We start from the raw sequence: 20,234 nt of genomic DNA, 5'->3' as shown, positions 1-20,234 counted from the left end.
ATAAATGGCTACAAAAAAAAGCACACCGGCGAAAAAAACAGCTCCGGCTAAGAAGACGGCTCCAACAAAAGTGGTAGCAAAAAAAGCAGCAGCGCCCAAAAAATCTGCCCGTCCGGCAGGGGGAGTCGCTCCGGCAAAAGCCGCCCCAAAAAAGTCGGCTCCGGCTAAGTCTGTAGCAAAACCGGCGCCTGTTAAAAAACCGGCACCCGTTAAAGTAGCCAAGGCAGAACCCGCCAAATCTGTAGCAAAAGCACAACCTGTTAAGGCCGCTGTAAAAGTAGCGCCTAAAAAAACAGCAGCGAGCAAAGTAGCAGTTGAAAAAACGCCTGCCCCGCCGCAAAAAAAGCCGGTGCCCAAAGTAGCACCCCGAAAAGAAACGGGTAAACCACCTGTAGTACCTAAACTGTCCACTAAAAGCGCAGTAAAGTACACACCGGATTTTACCAAAAGCATTTTAGACACCCATAAAAACGAAAAAGTGAAATCAGTAGTAAGGTATTCAGATAGCGATTTACAGGAGTTCAAAGAGATTATTCTTAGGAAATTAGATGCAGCAAAAAAAGAGCTGGCCTATTTACAGGGACTTATTACCCGTCGTGATGAAGGTGGTGATATGGATGAAGGACGTTATATGACCATGGAAGATGGTAGTGTGAGCATGGAGCGTGAGCAACTAAGCCAGTTAGCCAGCCGCCAGATCACTTTTATCGACCACCTGGAAAAAGCGTTAATGCGTGTTGAAAATAAAACCTACGGTATTTGCCGCGTAACCGGCAACCTGATCGATAAAGCGCGTCTGCGCGCGGTGCCTCATGCTACTTTGAGCATTGAAGCCAAGTCGATGATGAACAAATAAGCCGGCAACCGGTACTAAAATAGTAAAGCGAGGCGGCAACGCTTCGCTTTTTTCTTATCCTTCCTCCTATTGATTTTTTTACGCACTCCTTATATATAATGACGATTTCATTCGATTACGATAAAAAACAGGTGATTCAGGCCTTACGCTACCATTTCATATCTAAAACGGAGCTCCGTGTAATGATCATACTAGTCAACGCTTTTGCTATATTATCATTAGTGTTGTATGCATTAGGGAAGATCACGCCTACCGCGTTTCTCACCTATTCTTTTCTCTGGATTGTATTGATGGCCAGTTTATGGTTTATATTACCTGCTGCGGTGTACCGGCAGGCGAAAACATTTCAGCATGCATTTACCATGTATTTTAACGATGCAGATTTTACACTTGAGCATGAAACCGGAAAAAGAAGCTGGCCTTACACAGCCTTACGCAACTATAAGGAAACGCCCAATTTTTTCCACCTGTATTTTGATGCCAAATCCTTCCTGCTGGTTCCCAAAAATGCTTTTAAAGACCTGGAACACCTGCAGAGTTTCAGGGACTTGTTGAAAAGTAAATTATAAGCGAATTAGTTGATCCTTTTTTTCATCAGTATATGGGCTATCGATAGCTTTAAAAACTCATCGCCTGTTACATTATATCCCATTTTTTCATAAAAGCCGGCTGCGCTGGAGCGGGCATGCATCGATATTTCCCGGTAACCAATATCACGGGCAATAGTTTCAGCAAACTCCATTAAAGCCCGGCCTATACCCTTTCCCTGCAACTGGTTTCTTACAGCCATTTGCCTTAAAACAACACCAATATCGCCCTCTTTCACCAATATACAGCAGCCTAACATTTTATCATCTTCAAAGGCTCCAATCAATATATTCTCTTTATCTGCCTCAATATCGGCAACTTCTAACTCCATACCCAGTGGTTTGCGCAGTATTTCGTTGCGCAGGTCGATCATTTGCTGATACTCTTTTGTACCGAAATCTATAATTTTTAAGGCCATCAGGATTGATTTACACGACTGATTTTACGATAACCGCTGTTTGTAAAATAGTGTTTTTTTCTGGCTTAAATTCAACTTTTTTAAAGCATGACAACATTTTTACATTTTTTTTTGTTTCTCATACTTATTTAGTCAAAAACTCTATTTTTGCACTCAACAAACAAAAACAATCAGATATGTCAGACATTGCATCAAGAGTAAAGAAAATCATCGTTGACAAATTAGGCGTTGACGAAGCAGAAGTAACTACCGAAGCATCTTTTACCAACGATTTAGGCGCAGATTCTCTCGATACCGTAGAGTTGATTATGGAATTTGAAAAAGAATTCAACATTTCTATTCCTGATGAGCAGGCTGAAACAATTACCACTGTTGGCCAGGCTGTATCTTACTTAGAAGAGCACGCTAAGTAATAACTTTAGAAACAAATGCTTCGATTGCCGGGCTGCCCGGCGAGTCGACGGCAAAATTTTATATCCGCCTTTGAAGTGGTTACCCATGCAAAGGCGGTTTTTATTAACGTAGAGCTGCACAGCTAATGGAATTTAAAAGGGTAGTAATTACCGGCATGGGGGCTTTGACACCTCTGGGCAATACGGTAGACGAATATTGGAACGGGTTGATTAATGGCGTATCAGGTGCTGCACCTATCACACAGTTTGATGCATCAAAGTTCAGGACCCGCTTTGCCTGTGAAGTAAAGAATTTTGAACCTACAAACTTCCTCGATAAAAAGGAAGCCCGCAAAATTGACCGCTTTTCGCAGTTTGCACTGGTGGCAAGCGACCAGGCGATGGCGGATGCCGGCCTTTCTAAAGACAATATCAATCCCGACAGGATTGGTGTGGTATTGGGTAGCGGTATTGGCGGATTAATTACTTTCCAGAACGAGGTGATGGACTTTGCCAAAGGCGATGGTACTCCCCGTTTCAATCCTTTCTTTATTCCTAAAATGATCCTGGATATTGCTGCAGGACAAGTGAGCATGCGCCATAACCTGCGTGGCCCTAACTACGCGGTAACCAGCGCCTGCGCCAGCAGTACCAATGCAATGATCGACGCAATCAATTTACTACGTTTAGGCAAAGCAGATATTATTGTTACAGGTGGTAGTGAAGCCGTTATCAGCGAAGCTGGTGTAGGTGGCTTTAACGCCATGAAAGCGATGAGCGAACGTAACGATGATCCGGCTGCTGCCAGCAGACCTTATGATAAAGACCGCGATGGTTTCGTAATGGGCGAAGCTGCCGGTATTTTAATATTAGAAGAACTGGAACATGCAAAAGCAAGAGGCGCAAAAATTTACTGTGAAATAGTAGGTGGTGGCGCCAGCGCAGATGCTTACCATATTACGGCTCCTCATCCGGAAGGACTGGGCGCCAAGAATGTAATGCTGGCGGCACTAAACGATGCCGGTTTGAGTATTACCGATATCGATTATATTAATACACACGGCACTTCCACACCACTGGGTGATGTTGCTGAAACCAAGGCCATCCTGGACGTTTTTGGAGAGCACTCCTATAAGCTTAATATCAGCTCTACCAAAAGTATGACAGGCCATTGCCTGGGGGCTGCAGGGGTAATAGAAGCCATTGCCTGTATTAAAAGCGTAATGCACGATATTGTTCCGCCAACAATCAACCATTTCACCGACGATCCTGATCTGGATCCAAAATTAAATTTTACCTTTAACAAAGCACAAAACCGGGTAGTTAATGCAGCATTAAGCAATACCTTTGGTTTTGGAGGGCATAATGCCTGTGTAATTGTAAAGAAATACACATAAGTGAGTTTCATTAGGGACCTTTTTTCCAGGAATTCTGATACATCTCTTAAAAAAGAGTTGAAGAATATATTGGGTTTTACACCCGATAATTTTCAACTTTATAAAACTGCCCTCACCCACCGGTCCATCAGCGAAAGCGTAGATGAAAATAATGAGCGACTAGAGTATTTAGGCGATGCCATACTCAGCTCTATTACGGCCGACTATCTTTTCAGGCGCTATCCTTATCATGGAGAGGGCTTTCTTACCGAAATGCGTAGCAAAATGGTAAACCGCCAGCAGCTCAATGATGTAGCGGTAAAAATGGGTCTGAAAAAAATTACGAAGTTTAACAAGCTCGACAACTGTCTTAAAACCAGCCATATTTTCGGAAACACCTTGGAAGCCCTTGTAGGCGCTGTTTACCTGGACTATGGGTATAAACGCACGTGTCGCTGGGTACAGGATTATATTATTAATCCACACATGTTTATGGACGAACTGGAGAGCCGCGAAATCAATCACAAAAACAAACTCTACGGCTGGGCCAACCGAAATGGGAAAGCACTTGAATTTAACCTGCTGAGTGAAAAAATAGAAAATGGTCGCAGGCTATTTACCATGGCTGCTGTTGTTGACGGGGAAGCCATTGCGCAGGGAAGCGCCTTCAATAAAAAAGATGCTTCACAAATTGCCGCCAATACAGCCCTGGCCTTGTTAGGTATTAACCAAAGCGAGCCTGTACAATAAATCTCTTCCTTTATAGTTTATATCCCTTTTATTACCTTTAGTTGATGGTAAAAGAGATGCCCGTGTACATGGATTACAGCGCTACCACGCCCTGCGATGAGCGCGTAGTGCAGGAAATGCTGCCTTACTTTACACAATATTTTGGTAATACAGCCAGTCGTGTACATAGCTTCAGCTGGCAGGCCGAAGGAGCCGTGGAACAAGCCAGGGCAAGAGTTGCACAATTACTTCAGGCACAAACCCGGGAAATTGTGTTTACGTCCGGAGCAACCGAAGCCTGCAACCTCGCATTGAGAGGCGTATTCGAAATGTATGCAGTAAAAGGCAATCATATCATCACTACCCAAACCGAACACAAAGCGGTTTTAGATACTTGCAAGGCCTTGGAAAAAAAAGGCGCTTCAGTAACCTACCTGGATGTGGACATCAACGGCATTATCAATTTACAACAATTGGAAGATGCTATTCAACCGCACACCATATTAGTGGCCGTTATGTTTGCTAACAATGAAACCGGGATACTGCAGCCGGTAGCGGAAATAGGTGCTATTTGTAAACGCAGGCAGGTTTTGTTTTTTTGCGACGCCACGCAGGCGGTGGGCAAAATACCTGTAACCCCTAACGAAGCAGGTATAGACCTGATGGGTTGCAGCGCACATAAAATGTATGGTCCTAAAGGGGTGGGCGCTTTGTATATCAGAAGCCGGAATCCAAGAGTGAAAATAACGGCCCAGCTTACAGGAGGCGGGCACGAACAAAATATAAGAAGCGGCACTTTAAATGTTCCGGGCATTGTGGGTTTTGGTAAAGCCTGCGATATATGTACCAGCGAAATGGAAGCCGAGTCGACAAGGCTGGAAGCACTTCGTAACCAACTCAGGGAAGCCTTACTACAAATACCGGGTAGCTCTTTAAACGGGCATCCTACCCTGCGTCTTCCGCATATTTTAAATATTTCATTTGCCGGCCTTAATAGCAGCCAGCTATTGTCGGCGCTCAATAAATCACTGGCGCTTTCGGCAGGGTCGGCCTGCACCAGCGGCAGCCTTGATCCCTCGTACGTTCTGGCGGCAATGGGTTTACCGGAAAACCTGTCCCGCTCCGCCCTGCGTTTTAGCCTCGGCAGGTACACAGCTGCAGCAGATATTGAATTTGCCATTGAAGAAGTGACCAGAGAGGTATCGAACCTGAGAAGCCAGCTCCCGGTTTTCAATTCATAAATAATCCGTTGCAATAAAAGCCAGCGCCCCGGCAAATTTGCCAGGGCGCTGATATCAATAAGATTGCTATCTATAAACTACCTAATCTACAACTAAAAGACCTACTGTTACATTCACAAAGCCATCGCAGTAAGTACTGGCCGATGTACAAACATTTTCGAGCAGAATGGAATTATTCGACGTCAGCGTTGTAGTAACATTTGTGTTATTGCTTAACACCAGCGTTTTTGATTGGTTGATTGCCGGACTGATGGTACCCGTATACCGTCCCGCAGCAATGCGGGTCCAGGTAACTGTAACGCCCAGATTATTCACCAACGGAACACCTATAGGAGCGGCTACACCGGTTTGACTCACTACTGATGCATATACCCGGTTAGCATTACAGATATACGAGGTGCGGGAGATTTCTGATGCATCGAGCACATTATTCCGGTTCAAATCCATACCATAATTGATACGCGTACCACCACCTGCACAGTTACTTCCAATGGGTTCGGGCACCACATCCACCAGGCTGTTAAAACCATCGGTGCCGGTACCACCCGCCGCATTACAGATATATTGCGTGCCCTGCACTTCACTGTTATCTAGTACATTGTTGCGATTGACATCTAGCCCGGTCGTTACTTTGAAACCGCCATTGGGACAATTGGCACTGGTAGGTTCTGCAACCACTGATGACAGGGAAGTCAGCCCTTCATTACCATTACAGATATAGGCAGTGTTTTGCACCTCGGCAGCATCCAGTACATTATTACCGTTCGCATCTACACCCGAAGTAACCTTGTATCCTCCCTTTGCACAATTAGCTCCCGCCCCTTCGGTTACAAATGAAATCAGGGAGTTCTTACCATTGCTTCCCGAACCTCCGCTCCCATTCTCTCCATTACATAAATATTTTGTAACCTGTACTTCGCTGGCATCCAATGTTCCATTGCCGTTCTGATCTATTCCAGACAGCACTTTATAACCTCCGTTGGCACAATTAGCCCCTGCGGGTTCAGCAACAAAATCGATCAGGCTGTTTTTACCATTAGATCCATCTGTTCCGTCTTCACCACGTTTACCGGTAACGCCTTTTTTACAACTGCATAAAAGGGCGCAAAACGAAAAAAATACAATAAAATAATTTCGCATTATGTTTTGGCCTAGAGGGGGTAATGTTGAAGGCAATTATTTCGCGCAAATATACTACAACTGAACGGGATACAGCACATTTAAACTTACCCGCCGGACTGGAATACATATAGTATTGAAGATATTGAACAGAGCCTTATTTTTTTCGAAATTCATCACTAATCACCACTCATCATTGCCCCTGTATAAAAATTATCTAAATCTGTTACCTTCGTAAGCATAATAAAATATAGTATATGAGCCAAGTTTGGAAAGAATACCAGGAACAACATGGAGAAAGGTTTTTAAAAGAGATGATGGACTTATTACGTATTCCATCAATAAGTGCCAAAAGCGAGCATAAAGAAGATATGATTCAATGCGCTGAAGCAGTGAAGGCTTCTTTATTGGCAAGCGGTTGTGATAAAGCAGAAGTGATGGATACAGGCGGACACCCGGTAGTATATGGCGAAAAAATAATCGATCCGGCAAAACCAACCGTATTGGTTTATGGCCATTATGATGTACAGCCGGTAGAGCCGCTGGAACTTTGGCACACGCCTCCTTTTGAGCCTACTATTAAAGATGGGAAAGTATTTGCGCGCGGCAGCGCCGATGATAAAGGACAGTTTTACATGCATGTAAAAGCCCTTGAAACCATGGTGAAGACGAATACCATGACCACCAATATTAAGTTTATTATTGAAGGTGAAGAAGAAGTAGGTTCACCTAACCTGGGCAAGTTTGTAGCAGCTAATAAAGAGCTGTTAAAAGCCGATGTGATCCTGATCAGCGATAGTTCTTTACTGAGCATGGAAAACCCTTCTCTTGATACAGGCGTACGCGGACTGAGCTATATTGAAGTAGAAGTTACAGCAGCAGCGCGCGATTTGCATAGCGGCACTTATGGTGGCGCAGTAGCCAACCCTATTGTGGTTTTATCCAAAATGATCGCCAGCTGCCACGATGAAAATAATCATATCACCATACCCGGGTTTTATGATGATGTGAATGTAGTATCGGAAGCAGAAAGAGCATTAATTAACCAGGCGCCTTTTGACGAGCAGGAGTACAAAGACGAAATAGGTATTAAAGAATTATGGGGAGAAAAAGGCTTCAGCACTTATGAGCGTACCGGCATCCGCCCTACTCTGGAGCTAAACGGCATCTGGGGTGGTTACACCGGCGAAGGCGCCAAAACCGTGTTGCCGGCTAAAGCCACTGCAAAGATCTCGGCAAGACTGGTCCCTAATCAAACCAGCGAAAAGATTACCGAGTTACTATTGGCCCATTTCAGGAAAATAGCGCCTTCGTGCGTAACCGTAAATGCATTCGAGCATCATGGCGGAGAACCTTACGGAACGCCTATCGATAGCAAAGGGTACCAGGCAGCCAGCAAAGCGTTGGAAACGACCTTCGGCAAAACGCCTATTCCTGTGAAAGGCGGCGGTAGTATTCCTATTTGTCACACGCTGGAAAGCGAGCTGGGAACCAAGATCATCTTCATGGGCTTTGGGCTGGATAATGATGGCTTGCATAGCCCTAATGAAAAGTATAATATAGAGAACTATTATAAGGGTATCGAAACCATCCCTTATTTCCATCAGTTCTTTGCAGAGTAAGTTTGAAGTTGGCCACGAATGCCCAAAATATTTTTTCTACCCATTCGTGCCTGCCCGTCCGTTCAGGCGGGCATTCGTGGCTAATTTTATACAATCCCAACGTATTTCCTTTAAAGCTCAACGGGCTTATTTGTTGCTTCACCGATAAAAATTTGTTTAGCTTGTCTATATTTTCTTTGAAGAAATTAAAAATCATCCCTATGACAAAGTTGCTCGGCGGTGTTATCCTCTTCTGCTTAACATTCATTATGATTTCCCCCGTATTGGGCCAGGACAATACCGAGCTCAAACAGATGCATGATGCCGACCAGGCGGCACGTATGCAACAACCTATAGACTGGAGCGTATTGGTAAAACAGGATAGTCTTAGGAGAGTCAGAACGTACCAGCTATTGGATTCGGGTAAGGTAATCACCGGCAAGGATTATTACCATGCGGCTATGATCTTTCAACATGGTGTATTTGGCGATACTACTTCATCGGCTATGGCGGTAAAGCTCATGCGCAAAGCATTGGAAAAAGATTCAAGTGTTAACCGCTGGTTACTTGCCGCTGCGATAGACAGGAACCTGATGTATAGCGGAAGGCCGCAGATCTATGGCACGCAGTATACCGCAAATATGCAAAACCCTAAAATGCATTTGTATACCATCGACAGTACGCAGATATCTGATGAAGAACGAAAATATTATCATGTAGGTACCATGGCAGAGATAAGAGAAAAGGAGCGGCAGATGGGTCTTGAGCCAATCAGTAAGCTATATAATGTCAATCAGCCTATTGCTAACACAATCGCATCGATAAAAAGTGAACACCGGAAAGGTAAGAGCTCAGCTTATGCAGTAGACGAGACAGCCATCAATAGCTTTGGCTATAGCCTTCTTAGCGCTAACAAAAATGAAGATGCCCTGGCTATATTTATGCTGAACACAGAGTTATATTCCAATGGCTATAATACCTGGGACAGCCTGGGTGAATGCCTGCTGCAGCTCAACCGTAAAGAAGAAGCCATTAAAGCTTATGAACGATCTGTACAATTGAATCCAGGTAGTCAGTCAGGTATTGATGCATTAAAAAAGCTAAAAGGGAAATAATTTTTTGCACCAGGAGGTTTGGGGCCATTGGATGTTTTCTTAATTGTCTTAACCTCTTAATGGTTCAAATATTTTGTTGCAGTGTTGGAGTTGCTGATAACATGAAGAAATAAAACATTAAGAAATTAAGGGCATTAAGCTGGTCTGCTTTTTTAATACCACTTTCAAACACATGGTAGTTTCGTGGCAAGATGTAATAATGCAAACCTACTATTATTACTTTGGCAACTCAGGCCTTCGCATGCGATAAGGCGTACCGGTCAATGTATTTAAGAAAGCAACCAGCTGTTTCTTTTCCTGCGGGGTCAGGTTTAGTGGTTTTATTAAACGGTCCGTTTTAGGAAACATCGGGTCATTCTTTTGCTCATCGGTTTTAGCCGGTTGAGGCATCCCGCTATTATAAATATTTATCACCCCCTCCAGGTTATCAAATAAACCATTATGCATCCAGGGACGTGTACGGTTCAATTCCCGTAAAGATGGGGTGCGAAATTTCCCTACATCTTCATTCTTCTTTGTTACGTTATAACGGCCGAGGTCTTCAAATTTTCTTTTATAATAAGTGAGACCAATATTATGAAAACTGGTGTCTGTTAAAAAGGGGCCGCTATGACAGTTCATACAACGGGCTTTGGTTCTGAATAAATGTAAGCCTGCCACTTCATCGTCTGTGAACTCTTTGTAGTCACCACTTAAAAACTGGTCATACCGGCTGGAGCGGCTCTTGATGATCTTTTGAAATGCCGCCAAGGCCTGTGCTATCTTATCAAAATCGATATCCTTGCTCTGGTAGGCCTTTTCAAACAGGGTTTCATAACCTTTTATTTTACCCAGCTTTTCACCCAGGGCAGGTACATCCATATTCATTTCGTGGTGAGCGCTCAGGGGCTCTACCATTTGCGTTTCAAAGCTGTTAGCCCTACCATCCCAGAACAGCTCTTTATTAATGTGTACATTCAGCAGGCTTTGGGTATTACGGGTACCCTGCAAGTGATCATTACCCAGTGCAAGCACTCTTCCATCCTGCCAGGAGAGGTCCGGATCATGACAACTGCTGCAGGAGATCTGGTTGGAGCCCGATAAACGGGGATCAAAGAAAAGTATCTTGCCCAGCTGTGTCACCGGGTCTTTATCCGCTTTAAACCAGGAAGTATCATCTTTGGGCATTACCGCCATCTCGCTCCATATAGCACCTGCATCTATCACAGGCCGCGGCCATTGCGCTACCGGGCGACTGTACAGGTTTCTTAAAGAATCGTTGTAAGTTTTAAAAACCGGTAAAGCCTTATTCGTAAAAGAAAAAGAGCCCAGTCCAACCAGGACAATAATGCCTATAACCAGATAGATTTTTTGCATGAGGTTACAAAAATATTTGAAATCCTAATGAAACCTGTAATTGATTTTTACTGCCGTTTGCGCCCTGGTACACCTCTTTATTGATATCGCTGTCCGTAATTTTCTGAAGATAATTCAAATCTAATACCAAGGAAGAGCCTGCAATGCGAAGTAGGCGTGGAGTATAATATACAATGCTCAATTTTCCATTGAAGAATGAAGAACCACCAAAATCATATTCAGGATAAACAATGTTTCGGGTAAATACATTTACCTGTGTCAGCGGCACCGATAAATTATTTTCAAGCGGCACGGATATACCCGGACTGGCTGATATTTTTATTTGCTGGTTCTTTGCATGAATATATTGTGCAAACTGAAGTGAAATGTCTGCCGTGGTGTTTTCATAAAAATGCGAGGCTAAAAAATCTTTTTTAGTGAAATGAGTGGCTCCTGCATTAAGACCTAGCTCTGTCTTTATCGTATTGTGTCTTTTTAAGGAAAGTAAATATTGTAAAAAAGCACTGTGCTCGTCAAATAAATAGTTGGCGCCAGTTGGAGAAGACATTAGTATTCCGGTCCCCTCATTTATAAAGCCGTTGAAAGATACCTGATGGCTCCTTTTAATATTGTCATTGTAAATAAGTGCATCCAGTTTTTGAGTAACCATTTCATATTTACTGTGAACAATTTTCTTTATGGGATTATCTATATTGCTTGTCTGGCTTGTAAGATCAAAATTCTCTCTAGCAAATAATGCATTGCTGTAGTTGGCTTTTATATGCCACCCGGCAAGCTTTGTTGCTAGGTTTACGCCCCAGCTATCTGTTTTGTCTTTAGACTGGGAGTAGGCCTCCGCATTTGAATACTGTGCGATGTAACCATATCCGTTATTAAGGTACAATCTTCTTTCAGGATAGAGCTGACTTGTAGAAAACATCCTGTTCTTATATTTGATGTCGTAAGTGCCATTCTTTTTACCCAGGCTGTAAACCGCCCCAATCGTAGTGTTCATGAATTGGTAAGACAGTCCAGGCGTGTATTCAAGATGAAACAATTTGTTATCCGGGCGGGGATCTACCGAACCGGTTGACCAATGATAGTCGTAATTCAATAAAGAAGTAAAATATAGTTTTCTAAACACAAAATAACCAATACCTGCTTCGAAATTTATGTTTTGTCTTTCATATTTCCCAGCCTTTAGAGCGAAGTGGGTAAAAGGTTCGCCGTTTTGAAGGTCTCCTCCCAGGTTATTAGCCAGGCTATCATCCCATACCTTATCAAAATAGAATTTACCCATTATTTTAGCTTTACCAATAGTTGTAAAGCCCTCTGTATAAAGAGAAGCTACATCGGTTTTAAACGCGGCTACAGGCAGCTTAAAGTGTCGTTTATAATTACTATATTTCAATTGCAGCATGGCTGCCTGGCGCGTAGTATCGGCAATCAGCTGCGCAATGCTGCTTTGGGTAAAATGCAATTTGTTTGCATTGAATGAGTACAGGTATAAGCTATCGCTTTTCTGCCTTTTGTTCCGTTCTGCTTCTAATGCTTTATAGAACTCAGGGCTTATGGCAGACAAGGTATCCTCTAAAGTATGCACTTGGGCATAGCTTTTAGCCATGCACAGGCACACAATTACCAGAGAAAAACATTTTTTAGTAAGATAACGCATATATACTACTTCTGAAAAGACGCATCTGCTTTAGACGGATCTGCTTTCACTTTTGTCTCAAAATCATTAGCAGAATTATTGGTATCCTGCAAAATCCTTCTGCCTTCTACTGTTTTTAAAGTTTTGCGGATTAAGGATTGGGAAGAATAGGCCCCCCCCGTAACAAACGTGCCAGACACATCTAATGAAACTGGCAATCGTTTGGGTACTCTGTCGACTTCCAATGGCGTTAAAATTTCCACTGCGTCAATAACATCTGCAACCTTAACCTGTGCGCAAAAACTGGTTGGAGAACCAGGTACAGAATATCTAGGCCAATTATTGGCAGGAAAGGGCATTTTTGTTTTAAACATAAAAAAATCTTCCCTACCAGTGGCTTCCATAATCCAATCGTTCCCAGAACGAATATGAATCACGTTAACATTTTTAACTTTAGGATTATCGACATCCCATTTATATGGTTTATCACCTAGATATGTTATCAGGTTTGTTTCAAAATCTGCATTACTTAAGTCTATAGATAATGATGGATCAACAATTCCCTGCATAGCTATGACTCCATTTACAGTATCATAAATGGCATAAGGTGCTGTATGGTTAACAGCAGTTTGAGCAATAATAATACTCTTGCCAGGTTCAAGCGGATTATCTTTGCCTGTTCCAGGTATCATGAACAAATATCTTGCATATATGTAACCTTTGTTAGGATCCCCGATGTTGGTGGGCATCCCTGGAGAAGTACTCCAATCTAACGGTACACCTCCGGCGCTTATTTTAGTATTAGACTGCCAGGTACTCCCAAAATACAGGCTGTCTAAATAAATAATTTGGTTGGAATTATTATAAATCTCAACGAATTCATCTCTAAAAGCTGCTCCGTTTTTATTATGCGATCCCGCATAATAAATCTGTTTAAATACCAAATCGCCGATTTTCCCACTTTGCAATAACAGTTTAACATTGGCGTTAGTGTTTATTGCTTGTGTTTCGGTCCCATTATATGCCACATTACCGGCTACCGTTACATTTGTTACCGCGTAAAACTCTTCGGCTGTATAATTTTTTGCTGCCGATACGGTATAATTACCGGGCGTGATGCTGGTAAATACGGCTATGCCATCGTTGTTGGTATTGGCTGTATTTTCCTGCCCGCTTACCAGGTTAGTTAATTTTACGGGGATATTGGCTTTGGAAAGACCTAATGCACTATCTCCTGCTGAATAGCCTACCTGTACGCTTAATGACACAGCCTGTACTGTATCAATGTTGGACTTCCGGCATCCAAACAGTACAGCAATCAATAGACTGAATAATAATAACTGTTGTTTCATTTGTATTTATATTTTAAAATTGTAAGCTGGCCCCGATGGTGATGCTCACAGGTTTATAGTTGTACAATGACACTGCAGTAGCGCCATTGCTATTGGAGATTTTATACGACTTTGGTTGCATGTTCAATACGTTAAAAGCACTTACCGACAATCGTATATTTTTCTTTATTTCTTTAGCTACGCGCATATTAAAAGTCCAAAACCCTTTTGAGGGGGTAAGTGTTCTTTCTTTGTCCTCTTCATTAAAACCTTTCCATAGGTAAGCCAGCGATTCGCTTCTTGCCTCTTCGGGGGACAGTTCAACTTCTGTAAAATCATTTCTTGTATAAGCAACCGGGTATATGTTCTTTTCCTCCCATTGTTGCTTTAATAATGGTTCATAATCTGCCACAACACTTACAATAAAACCAATAGCTGGAATGTGCGTATTGGAAGAGACATTAATAACAGAATTACGGGAAACGCGCTGCGTGCTGATATAATTCACATACACAATGCCTTTTTGCTGTGCTGCTTCAGACGCAACTTCGGTTGTGGTTAAATTGCCACCGATATATTTGCTTACAGAATAACCGCCTCTTACCGCAAAGGAAGTGGAAAGCAGGCGAATGAACTTTGTCTGGAAAGAAAACTGTACACCATAGTCAACTGAATTCAAACCATTATTCATTCTTGTTCTTCTTAAATCCCAGGCCATTCCATAATTGCCAGAGGGATAATAGGAAATAGTGCTGTCGGGATTTACCAGGTAACTGTATATGGGCACCTGGGTGGGAATGAACTCGCCATAAGTATTAAGGCCATCTTTATTTTTTTTGTAATAGGCAAAGACGGACCCGCTGCCTATTTTAGCGTTATTGTAGCTAACGCCCTGCTCAAACTGGTAAGTGACTGCATTTTTTAAATTCCTGTTTTCCGCCAGCACTTTTTGTGTATAAACCAGATATAAGCTGCTTTTGGCATAGCCTGTATATAAGTTGAGCAATGGAATATCAAAATAAGTAGGTGCCGGGTATAAATGCGCCAGCGAAGGCGATTTGAACGAAACTCCGTAAGAACTGCTTAAGCTCCAGTTTTTATGAATGTAATAATTGAAAGATAAACGAGGTTGCGGATTACCTCTTCTGTTTTGCATATTAAGCCTGAACCCCGCACCCAGGTTATATCTTTTTGTAAAAAGCTTTCCTTTGATATTATCCTGGATATAAAGAGCAAAGTTGTTTTCAAAGCCAACACTATCCTTATAGCTAAAAGGCCGTTCGTTCTGACTGGCTAAATTCACCCATCTGGGCCGGTTAGGATCTGCTATATTTCCCAACCCTTTATTTCCTGAACTATTGAATGCAACACCAAAAGATAGCTGGTGCTGCACACCCCATGCAGATAGCAGTTGCGACTGCATATCGGCATTGATGCTGTAAGAAATGGGCTTTCCATCTATTTCTTCAACGGCAAGATAATTGCCTGGAATAAAATAACCTTCATATAAGCCTGTAGTATCTTTATAGCCAACCCCTTTAGGCAGTTGATTCATCCGGAATTGTATATAAGAATATTGTTCTCCTACCGAATAATTTAAAATAACTGAAACGTTATCTGCTAGCTTTTTGTTGATGTTGAAATTCGTGCTGTTGCTCAAACGGAGACTCCGCCTTTTCGAATAGCTCATTTTATCCGTATCATCATCGGGGTCGGCTTTAATATCATCGAGGTTGCTTTCGGTATTAATACTAAAGGAGTTTCTTATATTGCTGGTCAACTGCTTTGTCCATTTTACGCTTGCATTAATATTGTTGTAGCTTTTTACTTTATCTCTTGGGTCGTCATTGCTGTTGGTATAACCTATTCCAAAATTTAAGGCTCCGGCTTTTTTCCCTAAATCAAATCCCTTTGCCAGCGAAAAACTGCTGCTTCCTCCATTTATATTGGTATTAAAACTATAAGGCGTTTTTCCGGCTTTGGTAGTAATTAAAATGGCGCCATTTGTAAAATCTCCATAGCGGGCAGAACCAATACCCTGTATCACTTCAATGCTGGCAATGTTAGACATGGGAATATCCCTCAAATCAAAACCATTATAAGTAACATCGTTTGTAGATCCCCCTTGGATATTTAAAAGAGAACCACCCAATCCTCTTGACGAAAGCCCTCTCGACTGCATATTGGTTTCGTTGCTGATACGTACGCCATCAATAAAAATAGCGATCCCAAAAGAATTATTTCTCGCATCCGCATCGGCGGCACTGGTTCTTAAAGTAATGGTTTGGGGTGTTTGTAAATTGGGAGCCTCTGTTTTCCGGCCGGGCAATGCATTCAATATATCCATCAGAGAAAAAGCCTGTAGCTGGCGAATAGCTTCTTCATCAAAAACGATAGAAGAAGCTGAGTTTTGATTTTTTACAACACCGGTAACTACTACATCATTGAGCGTTAAGCTTAAATTGGGCAGTACCACTTTTACAACGGAAAGATATTCAGCTTTTTTTACTATGATTGTTTGTGTAGCTTTATTTACATAAGAAATTTCCAGCGTAACACTGTCTAACATCAAAAATTTGGAAGAAAACTGAAAAACACCTTTCGCATCAGTAGTTTTTGAAGCCAGTTCGGTACCATCCACCCTCAATTTTGCTGTAGCAAACTGCAGTGGCTTGCCCTGTACATCTTCAACTAATCCGCGAATACCCGTAACATTTTGTGCACATAACGCCTGAACAAAAAAATTTGCTACAAGCGACAATAGCCCAATATAAAAATATTTAGCGATAGCCTTCTTCATTTTCGAACTGCAAAACTACAGTCCCTTACAGTCAGCTCATTTACGAAATGCGGAAATATTCGTTTAATCTTAATCAATTATTTATTCCTTATGATGCTTATCCGATCATAAAAAACAAAAAGCGGTTGTTTTATGTAAACAACCGCTCATTTGCAAATCCGAGATAACCTAATAATAGCTCATATTATAATCATTATCACATTTTGTCTTCATATTTCCGTTGGCGTCGTAAGTATACGTTTCCATGCTTGCACCTACCGGATAAAGTCTTAATTCCTGGATATAACCAGTAACATCAAGCAAGACGGTCAAATCTGAGCCATTGATTCCTGTGAAAATCACCTTACGAAGATTCCAGTCTCCTGATGTTCTGATAATCTGATTTGAAATAATCGTCCCTGTATTTCCATAGCCCGTAAATTCGAGGGGGCAGTCCTTTTCCCAATAGGTGGCCACGTATTGTTTGTTTGGATTGAGAGTTAGCCACCCTGTTTGAATAACTCCGATTTGCTCAACCATATCAGAACAATATCGATCAACACCTGTAATCGGCATTCCGGGTATTATAGTAAATGAAAAATCTACTGGCGAGCTCCATCCAAACACATTATTTGACTGGTACCCCAAATATGCGACTTCTGACAAAGAGGCATTAGTTACTTTCGCCAAAGGAAGACTAAAGGATGACTCATTAGGAATATAAGCTATTGCAGGAGCTGTTGAACAATTCAATTCGATACGTTTTTGCCTCACGCCAATGACTTGTGTTCCGTTTAAAATATTCGCCTTCAATAAAAAACCTCCCGCGTTATTATAAGCTCCGGGGCTTATAGTAACGGTGTTACCGCTGGCACTGACAGTGGCTGCCCAGGAAGGAACCACTTCCCAGTTTAAATTGGTATTGGCGGGAAGATTACTAACCGAGTATGTTGAAGGCGCACATGCGACATCTGCACCATTTACTTCGATCCCCGCATGTAATATTCCTGTTGTTTGATAAATCCAGTCAGCAAATTGAGACACCCGAACATAACCATCAGGGGGTGTAGCGCAATACTGCGAACCAAAGCTAACTACGCCAACAACAACAGCTTTACCTGCGCTATTTACAATAGTCAGTGGACCGCCGCTATCGCCACCACAGGCCGCCTGATGCGGAGAACCCGATGCACCGCAATAGATTAATGAAGGATCAGATAAATCAGTTACTTTTAAATCAGCCGATCGCAATGTATTAGTCGACAGCGTGCCACCCCGGTAATCTTGAAAGCCCCAACCGCTAACCGTCACTGTTTGATTTAATGATAGCGGTTCATTAAAGGAATATTCAACTTGAGAAACTGCATAACTGTAACTTAATGGTGTTGATAAATGTATTAAAGTTAAATCGCTATTACCATTTGGCACCAGATTATCGGCTGTCCGGTTTTGCCTAGTAGAGGGGCTTGCACCCAAGTCGGTAGTGCCGGCAATAACAGTAACCTGACTGGCATTTACACCTGCTACTACATGTTTAGCAGTCAAAATCCAATTATTATTTAAAATAATACCACCCCCGTTAAAATTTCCATTAATAAATATTGCAACCTGATAAGGCCGTGCGTTAATGGTAATAGGGGAGCCATTAATGACCGATTTTTTTTCGATTTCTTTTGGAGTAGGATCTTTTTCAATGACAGTTTCTTTTTTTTGACAGCCATTCAATATTAGTAATGCCAATACAAATGGTAGAAGGAGTTTTTTCATATTTAAATATTTCACTGAAAATACCGCTTCTCCTAAAAACACACTTACGAAATGCGGAAATAATCAATTGATTAAAATCAACTATTCGTCATTACTGACCAATTTTATAATTTTGTCTCCGATGACTGACAAAGAAAAATTACGCCTCGATAAATATTTATGGTCTATCCGCCTGTTTAAAACACGGCGCCTGGCTACCGATGCCTGCAACGATAACCGGGTAAAATACCAGGAGGAATCGGCTAAACCCGGTAAAAATGTACACCTCGGCGATATTTATGATGTACGAACTGAAGGACGTAAATGGCGTATTAAGGTAACAGGACTGCTGCATACCCGCCTGAAATACGAAGAGGCTGTCAAATATTATACAGACCTGACCCCTCCCGAAGAACTGGAAAAAGCCAAAGTACAGGCAGCTTCCTTTTACAGCGGTAAACGGTTGAGCAAAATTGGCCGCCCTACCAAAAAAGAACGCCGTAACCTGGATGATTTTATGGATGGAGAAGAAGAATAGCCACAACCGGGAAGCCACCAATCCTATATTATTTCAGTATCCTGCATTCAAACCGGCGAACAGGCGTTCAGCCAGTAGTGTCGTTTTTTCCAGGGGTGAACTATGGTGACACAAAATTTTGTGTCATGTTTTGCTGTGCCACATTTTAATGACACCAAAAATGAAGATACTGTTCAGCCGGGCTTTAAACTAATAAATGAAAATCCTGTAACAAAAAGCCTTCGGGTGGTACTAACTTCGACAAGAAACTGTTGCGCTTTGAGGCGCGTATAAATATATAACCAGTCGTTTTGGCAGAAAAAGAGCAGGCATTTTTACAACTCATAAAGCAACATGCGGGCATACTGCATAAAGTGGCGCGCCTGTATATGGACACCGAAACCGACCGGCAGGACCTGATACAGGAAATGATGGTGCAGCTATGGCGCTCCTATGACAGCTTCACTGGCAATAGCCAGTTTGCTACCTGGATGTACCGGGTGGCCCTGAACACCGCATTAACTTACCTGCGCAACAATAAAAAGCATAGTAAACATATTTTATACACGCATACACCGGATGTAGCCGATACCAGCTCTCATCCGCAACAACAGGCACAGCTGGATATTTTTTATGCCGCCACCCATCATTTAAACCCCGTTGAGAAAGCATTGATCTTTTATTTTATGGAAGGGCTTTCACATAAGGAAATTGCACTACAGCTCGGCATCAGCGAAGTAAATGCCCGTGTTAAGCTGAACCGCACCAAAGAAAAATTACAGAAAATCATAAAATCATTGGGATATGAATTTTGACAAATTAAGATCAGAATGGAATAAGGAAAGCGCCGATGATGTGCAAATTCCCGATGCCGTAAACAAGCTCCAAAAAGCTAAACATCCGTTGGCCCAGTTAAAAGCCACTATGAAACAGGAGTTACAAATGCAGGTAGTTAGCCTTGCGTTGTTTATTTTCTTTCCATTTATCCTTCGAATGGAGACCTCACTATACCTGATCTACTACCTTGGCTTTATGCTCATTACCGTTATATCAGTGTATTACCTGGTAGCGTTTTCAAAATTTTATAAAACAGTGGATACTTTTGACCTGGCTACCAAGGACCAATTACTGGAGATTTACTTTGATCTGCGTTTAAATATGGAGCGGTACCGGTCCTGGGCTTTTTTGCTTACTCCTTTCCTGATGTTTACCATCGGGCTTTTCTCCTATAGCCATTTACTAAGAGCAGGTAAATGGGAAACCTTTACCGGATTACCCGTTGTACTCTTGTTTGTAATTTGCTTTGCATCGATGGTATTTATGATTGCGGCTACTAACTGGTGGTTAAAATACTATTATGGTAAATATGTAGGCCAGCTGAAAGCGGTGCTGGATTCATTAAAAGAAGATAATTAATAGTATTCTCCATCAATAATA

Annotated in this window: 18 protein-coding genes; 11 read left to right on the top strand and 7 right to left on the bottom strand. The window is 42.1% G+C overall.

Features of this window, described 5'->3' with window-relative positions; all coding sequences use genetic code 11:
- Positions 1-4 precede the first annotated feature (4 nt).
- Entirely contained in the window at positions 5-856 is an 852-nt protein-coding gene (locus ACLOAU_RS10000; RefSeq protein WP_427861724.1) for a TraR/DksA family transcriptional regulator, read from the top strand.
- A 98-nt stretch (positions 857-954) separates the two neighbouring features.
- Positions 955-1,425 carry a YcxB family protein gene (locus ACLOAU_RS09995; protein WP_427861723.1) on the top strand — a complete coding sequence of 157 codons (471 nt, stop codon included), beginning with the start codon at positions 955-957 and terminating at the stop codon, positions 1,423-1,425.
- Between the two features lie 5 nt (positions 1,426-1,430).
- Here the strand turns inward: ACLOAU_RS09995 and ACLOAU_RS09990 are convergent, their stop codons facing one another.
- On the bottom strand, positions 1,431-1,862 hold the full coding sequence (locus tag ACLOAU_RS09990) for a GNAT family N-acetyltransferase (RefSeq protein ID WP_427861722.1): 432 nt from the start codon (positions 1,860-1,862) through the stop codon (positions 1,431-1,433).
- 176 nt (positions 1,863-2,038) lie between these two features.
- Between ACLOAU_RS09990 and ACLOAU_RS09985 the strand changes: the two genes are divergently transcribed.
- The 4 genes from ACLOAU_RS09985 to ACLOAU_RS09970 all read left to right on the top strand — a co-directional run bounded on the left by ACLOAU_RS09985 (position 2,039) and on the right by ACLOAU_RS09970 (position 5,600).
- A complete protein-coding gene (locus ACLOAU_RS09985) occupies positions 2,039-2,275 on the top strand; it encodes an acyl carrier protein (RefSeq protein ID WP_114792255.1) in 237 nt (78 codons plus the stop codon).
- A 125-nt stretch (positions 2,276-2,400) separates the two neighbouring features.
- The gene (gene fabF / locus ACLOAU_RS09980; RefSeq protein WP_427861721.1) at positions 2,401-3,651 is read left to right on the top strand and encodes a beta-ketoacyl-ACP synthase II; all 1,251 of its coding nucleotides are present in this window, start codon (positions 2,401-2,403) and stop codon (positions 3,649-3,651) included.
- Positions 3,652-4,380: a ribonuclease III gene (gene rnc / locus ACLOAU_RS09975; RefSeq protein ID WP_427861720.1), complete on the top strand. Its 729-nt coding sequence runs from the start codon at positions 3,652-3,654 to the stop codon at positions 4,378-4,380.
- A 44-nt stretch (positions 4,381-4,424) separates the two neighbouring features.
- Positions 4,425-5,600: a cysteine desulfurase family protein gene (locus ACLOAU_RS09970; protein WP_427861719.1), complete on the top strand. Its 1,176-nt coding sequence runs from the start codon at positions 4,425-4,427 to the stop codon at positions 5,598-5,600.
- Between the two features lie 81 nt (positions 5,601-5,681).
- On the opposite strand, the gene ACLOAU_RS09965 is transcribed toward ACLOAU_RS09970, so the two are convergent.
- Positions 5,682-6,740: a DUF7151 family protein gene (locus ACLOAU_RS09965; protein WP_427861718.1), complete on the bottom strand. Its 1,059-nt coding sequence runs from the start codon at positions 6,738-6,740 to the stop codon at positions 5,682-5,684.
- Between the two features lie 236 nt (positions 6,741-6,976).
- On the opposite strand from ACLOAU_RS09965, the gene ACLOAU_RS09960 reads away from it, so the two are divergent.
- The gene (locus tag ACLOAU_RS09960; protein ID WP_427861717.1) at positions 6,977-8,341 is read left to right on the top strand and encodes a dipeptidase; all 1,365 of its coding nucleotides are present in this window, start codon (positions 6,977-6,979) and stop codon (positions 8,339-8,341) included.
- Between the two features lie 200 nt (positions 8,342-8,541).
- Positions 8,542-9,435, top strand: coding sequence for a tetratricopeptide repeat protein (locus ACLOAU_RS09955; protein ID WP_427861716.1), 894 nt, complete (start codon positions 8,542-8,544; stop codon positions 9,433-9,435).
- A gap of 216 nt (positions 9,436-9,651) precedes the next feature.
- Here the strand turns inward: ACLOAU_RS09955 and ACLOAU_RS09950 are convergent, their stop codons facing one another.
- The 5 genes from ACLOAU_RS09950 to ACLOAU_RS09930 all read right to left on the bottom strand — a co-directional run bounded on the left by ACLOAU_RS09950 (position 9,652) and on the right by ACLOAU_RS09930 (position 18,301).
- A complete protein-coding gene (locus ACLOAU_RS09950; protein ID WP_427861715.1) occupies positions 9,652-10,791 on the bottom strand; it encodes a cytochrome-c peroxidase in 1,140 nt (379 codons plus the stop codon).
- 4 nt (positions 10,792-10,795) lie between these two features.
- Positions 10,796-12,394: a DUF6850 family outer membrane beta-barrel protein gene (locus tag ACLOAU_RS09945; RefSeq protein ID WP_427861714.1), complete on the bottom strand. Its 1,599-nt coding sequence runs from the start codon at positions 12,392-12,394 to the stop codon at positions 10,796-10,798.
- 56 nt (positions 12,395-12,450) lie between these two features.
- Complete coding sequence (locus ACLOAU_RS09940; RefSeq protein ID WP_427861713.1) at positions 12,451-13,776, bottom strand: DUF4876 domain-containing protein; 1,326 nt, start codon at positions 13,774-13,776, stop codon at positions 12,451-12,453.
- Between the two features lie 13 nt (positions 13,777-13,789).
- The gene (locus tag ACLOAU_RS09935; RefSeq protein WP_427861712.1) at positions 13,790-16,555 is read right to left on the bottom strand and encodes a TonB-dependent receptor; all 2,766 of its coding nucleotides are present in this window, start codon (positions 16,553-16,555) and stop codon (positions 13,790-13,792) included.
- 168 nt (positions 16,556-16,723) lie between these two features.
- Positions 16,724-18,301, bottom strand: a complete 1,578-nt coding sequence (locus ACLOAU_RS09930) for a serine protease (RefSeq protein WP_427861711.1) — start codon at positions 18,299-18,301, stop codon at positions 16,724-16,726.
- A gap of 121 nt (positions 18,302-18,422) precedes the next feature.
- Here ACLOAU_RS09930 and ACLOAU_RS09925 point away from each other — a divergent pair, with 121 nt between their 5' ends.
- The 3 genes from ACLOAU_RS09925 to ACLOAU_RS09915 all read left to right on the top strand — a co-directional run bounded on the left by ACLOAU_RS09925 (position 18,423) and on the right by ACLOAU_RS09915 (position 20,213).
- Complete coding sequence (locus ACLOAU_RS09925; RefSeq protein WP_427861710.1) at positions 18,423-18,818, top strand: RNA-binding S4 domain-containing protein; 396 nt, start codon at positions 18,423-18,425, stop codon at positions 18,816-18,818.
- A gap of 290 nt (positions 18,819-19,108) precedes the next feature.
- Positions 19,109-19,612: an RNA polymerase sigma factor gene (locus tag ACLOAU_RS09920; protein WP_427861709.1), complete on the top strand. Its 504-nt coding sequence runs from the start codon at positions 19,109-19,111 to the stop codon at positions 19,610-19,612.
- Positions 19,602-20,213, top strand: a complete 612-nt coding sequence (locus ACLOAU_RS09915; RefSeq protein WP_427861708.1) for a hypothetical protein — start codon at positions 19,602-19,604, stop codon at positions 20,211-20,213. The genes ACLOAU_RS09920 and ACLOAU_RS09915 overlap by 11 nt, the downstream gene beginning before the upstream one ends.
- Positions 20,214-20,234: the final 21 nt, after the last annotated feature.

The sequence above is a fragment of the Paraniabella aurantiaca genome, assembly GCF_050309965.1.
Taxonomy (GTDB): Bacteria; Bacteroidota; Bacteroidia; order Chitinophagales; family Chitinophagaceae; genus Niabella.
This window is presented reverse-complemented; position numbering and strand designations above follow the sequence as displayed.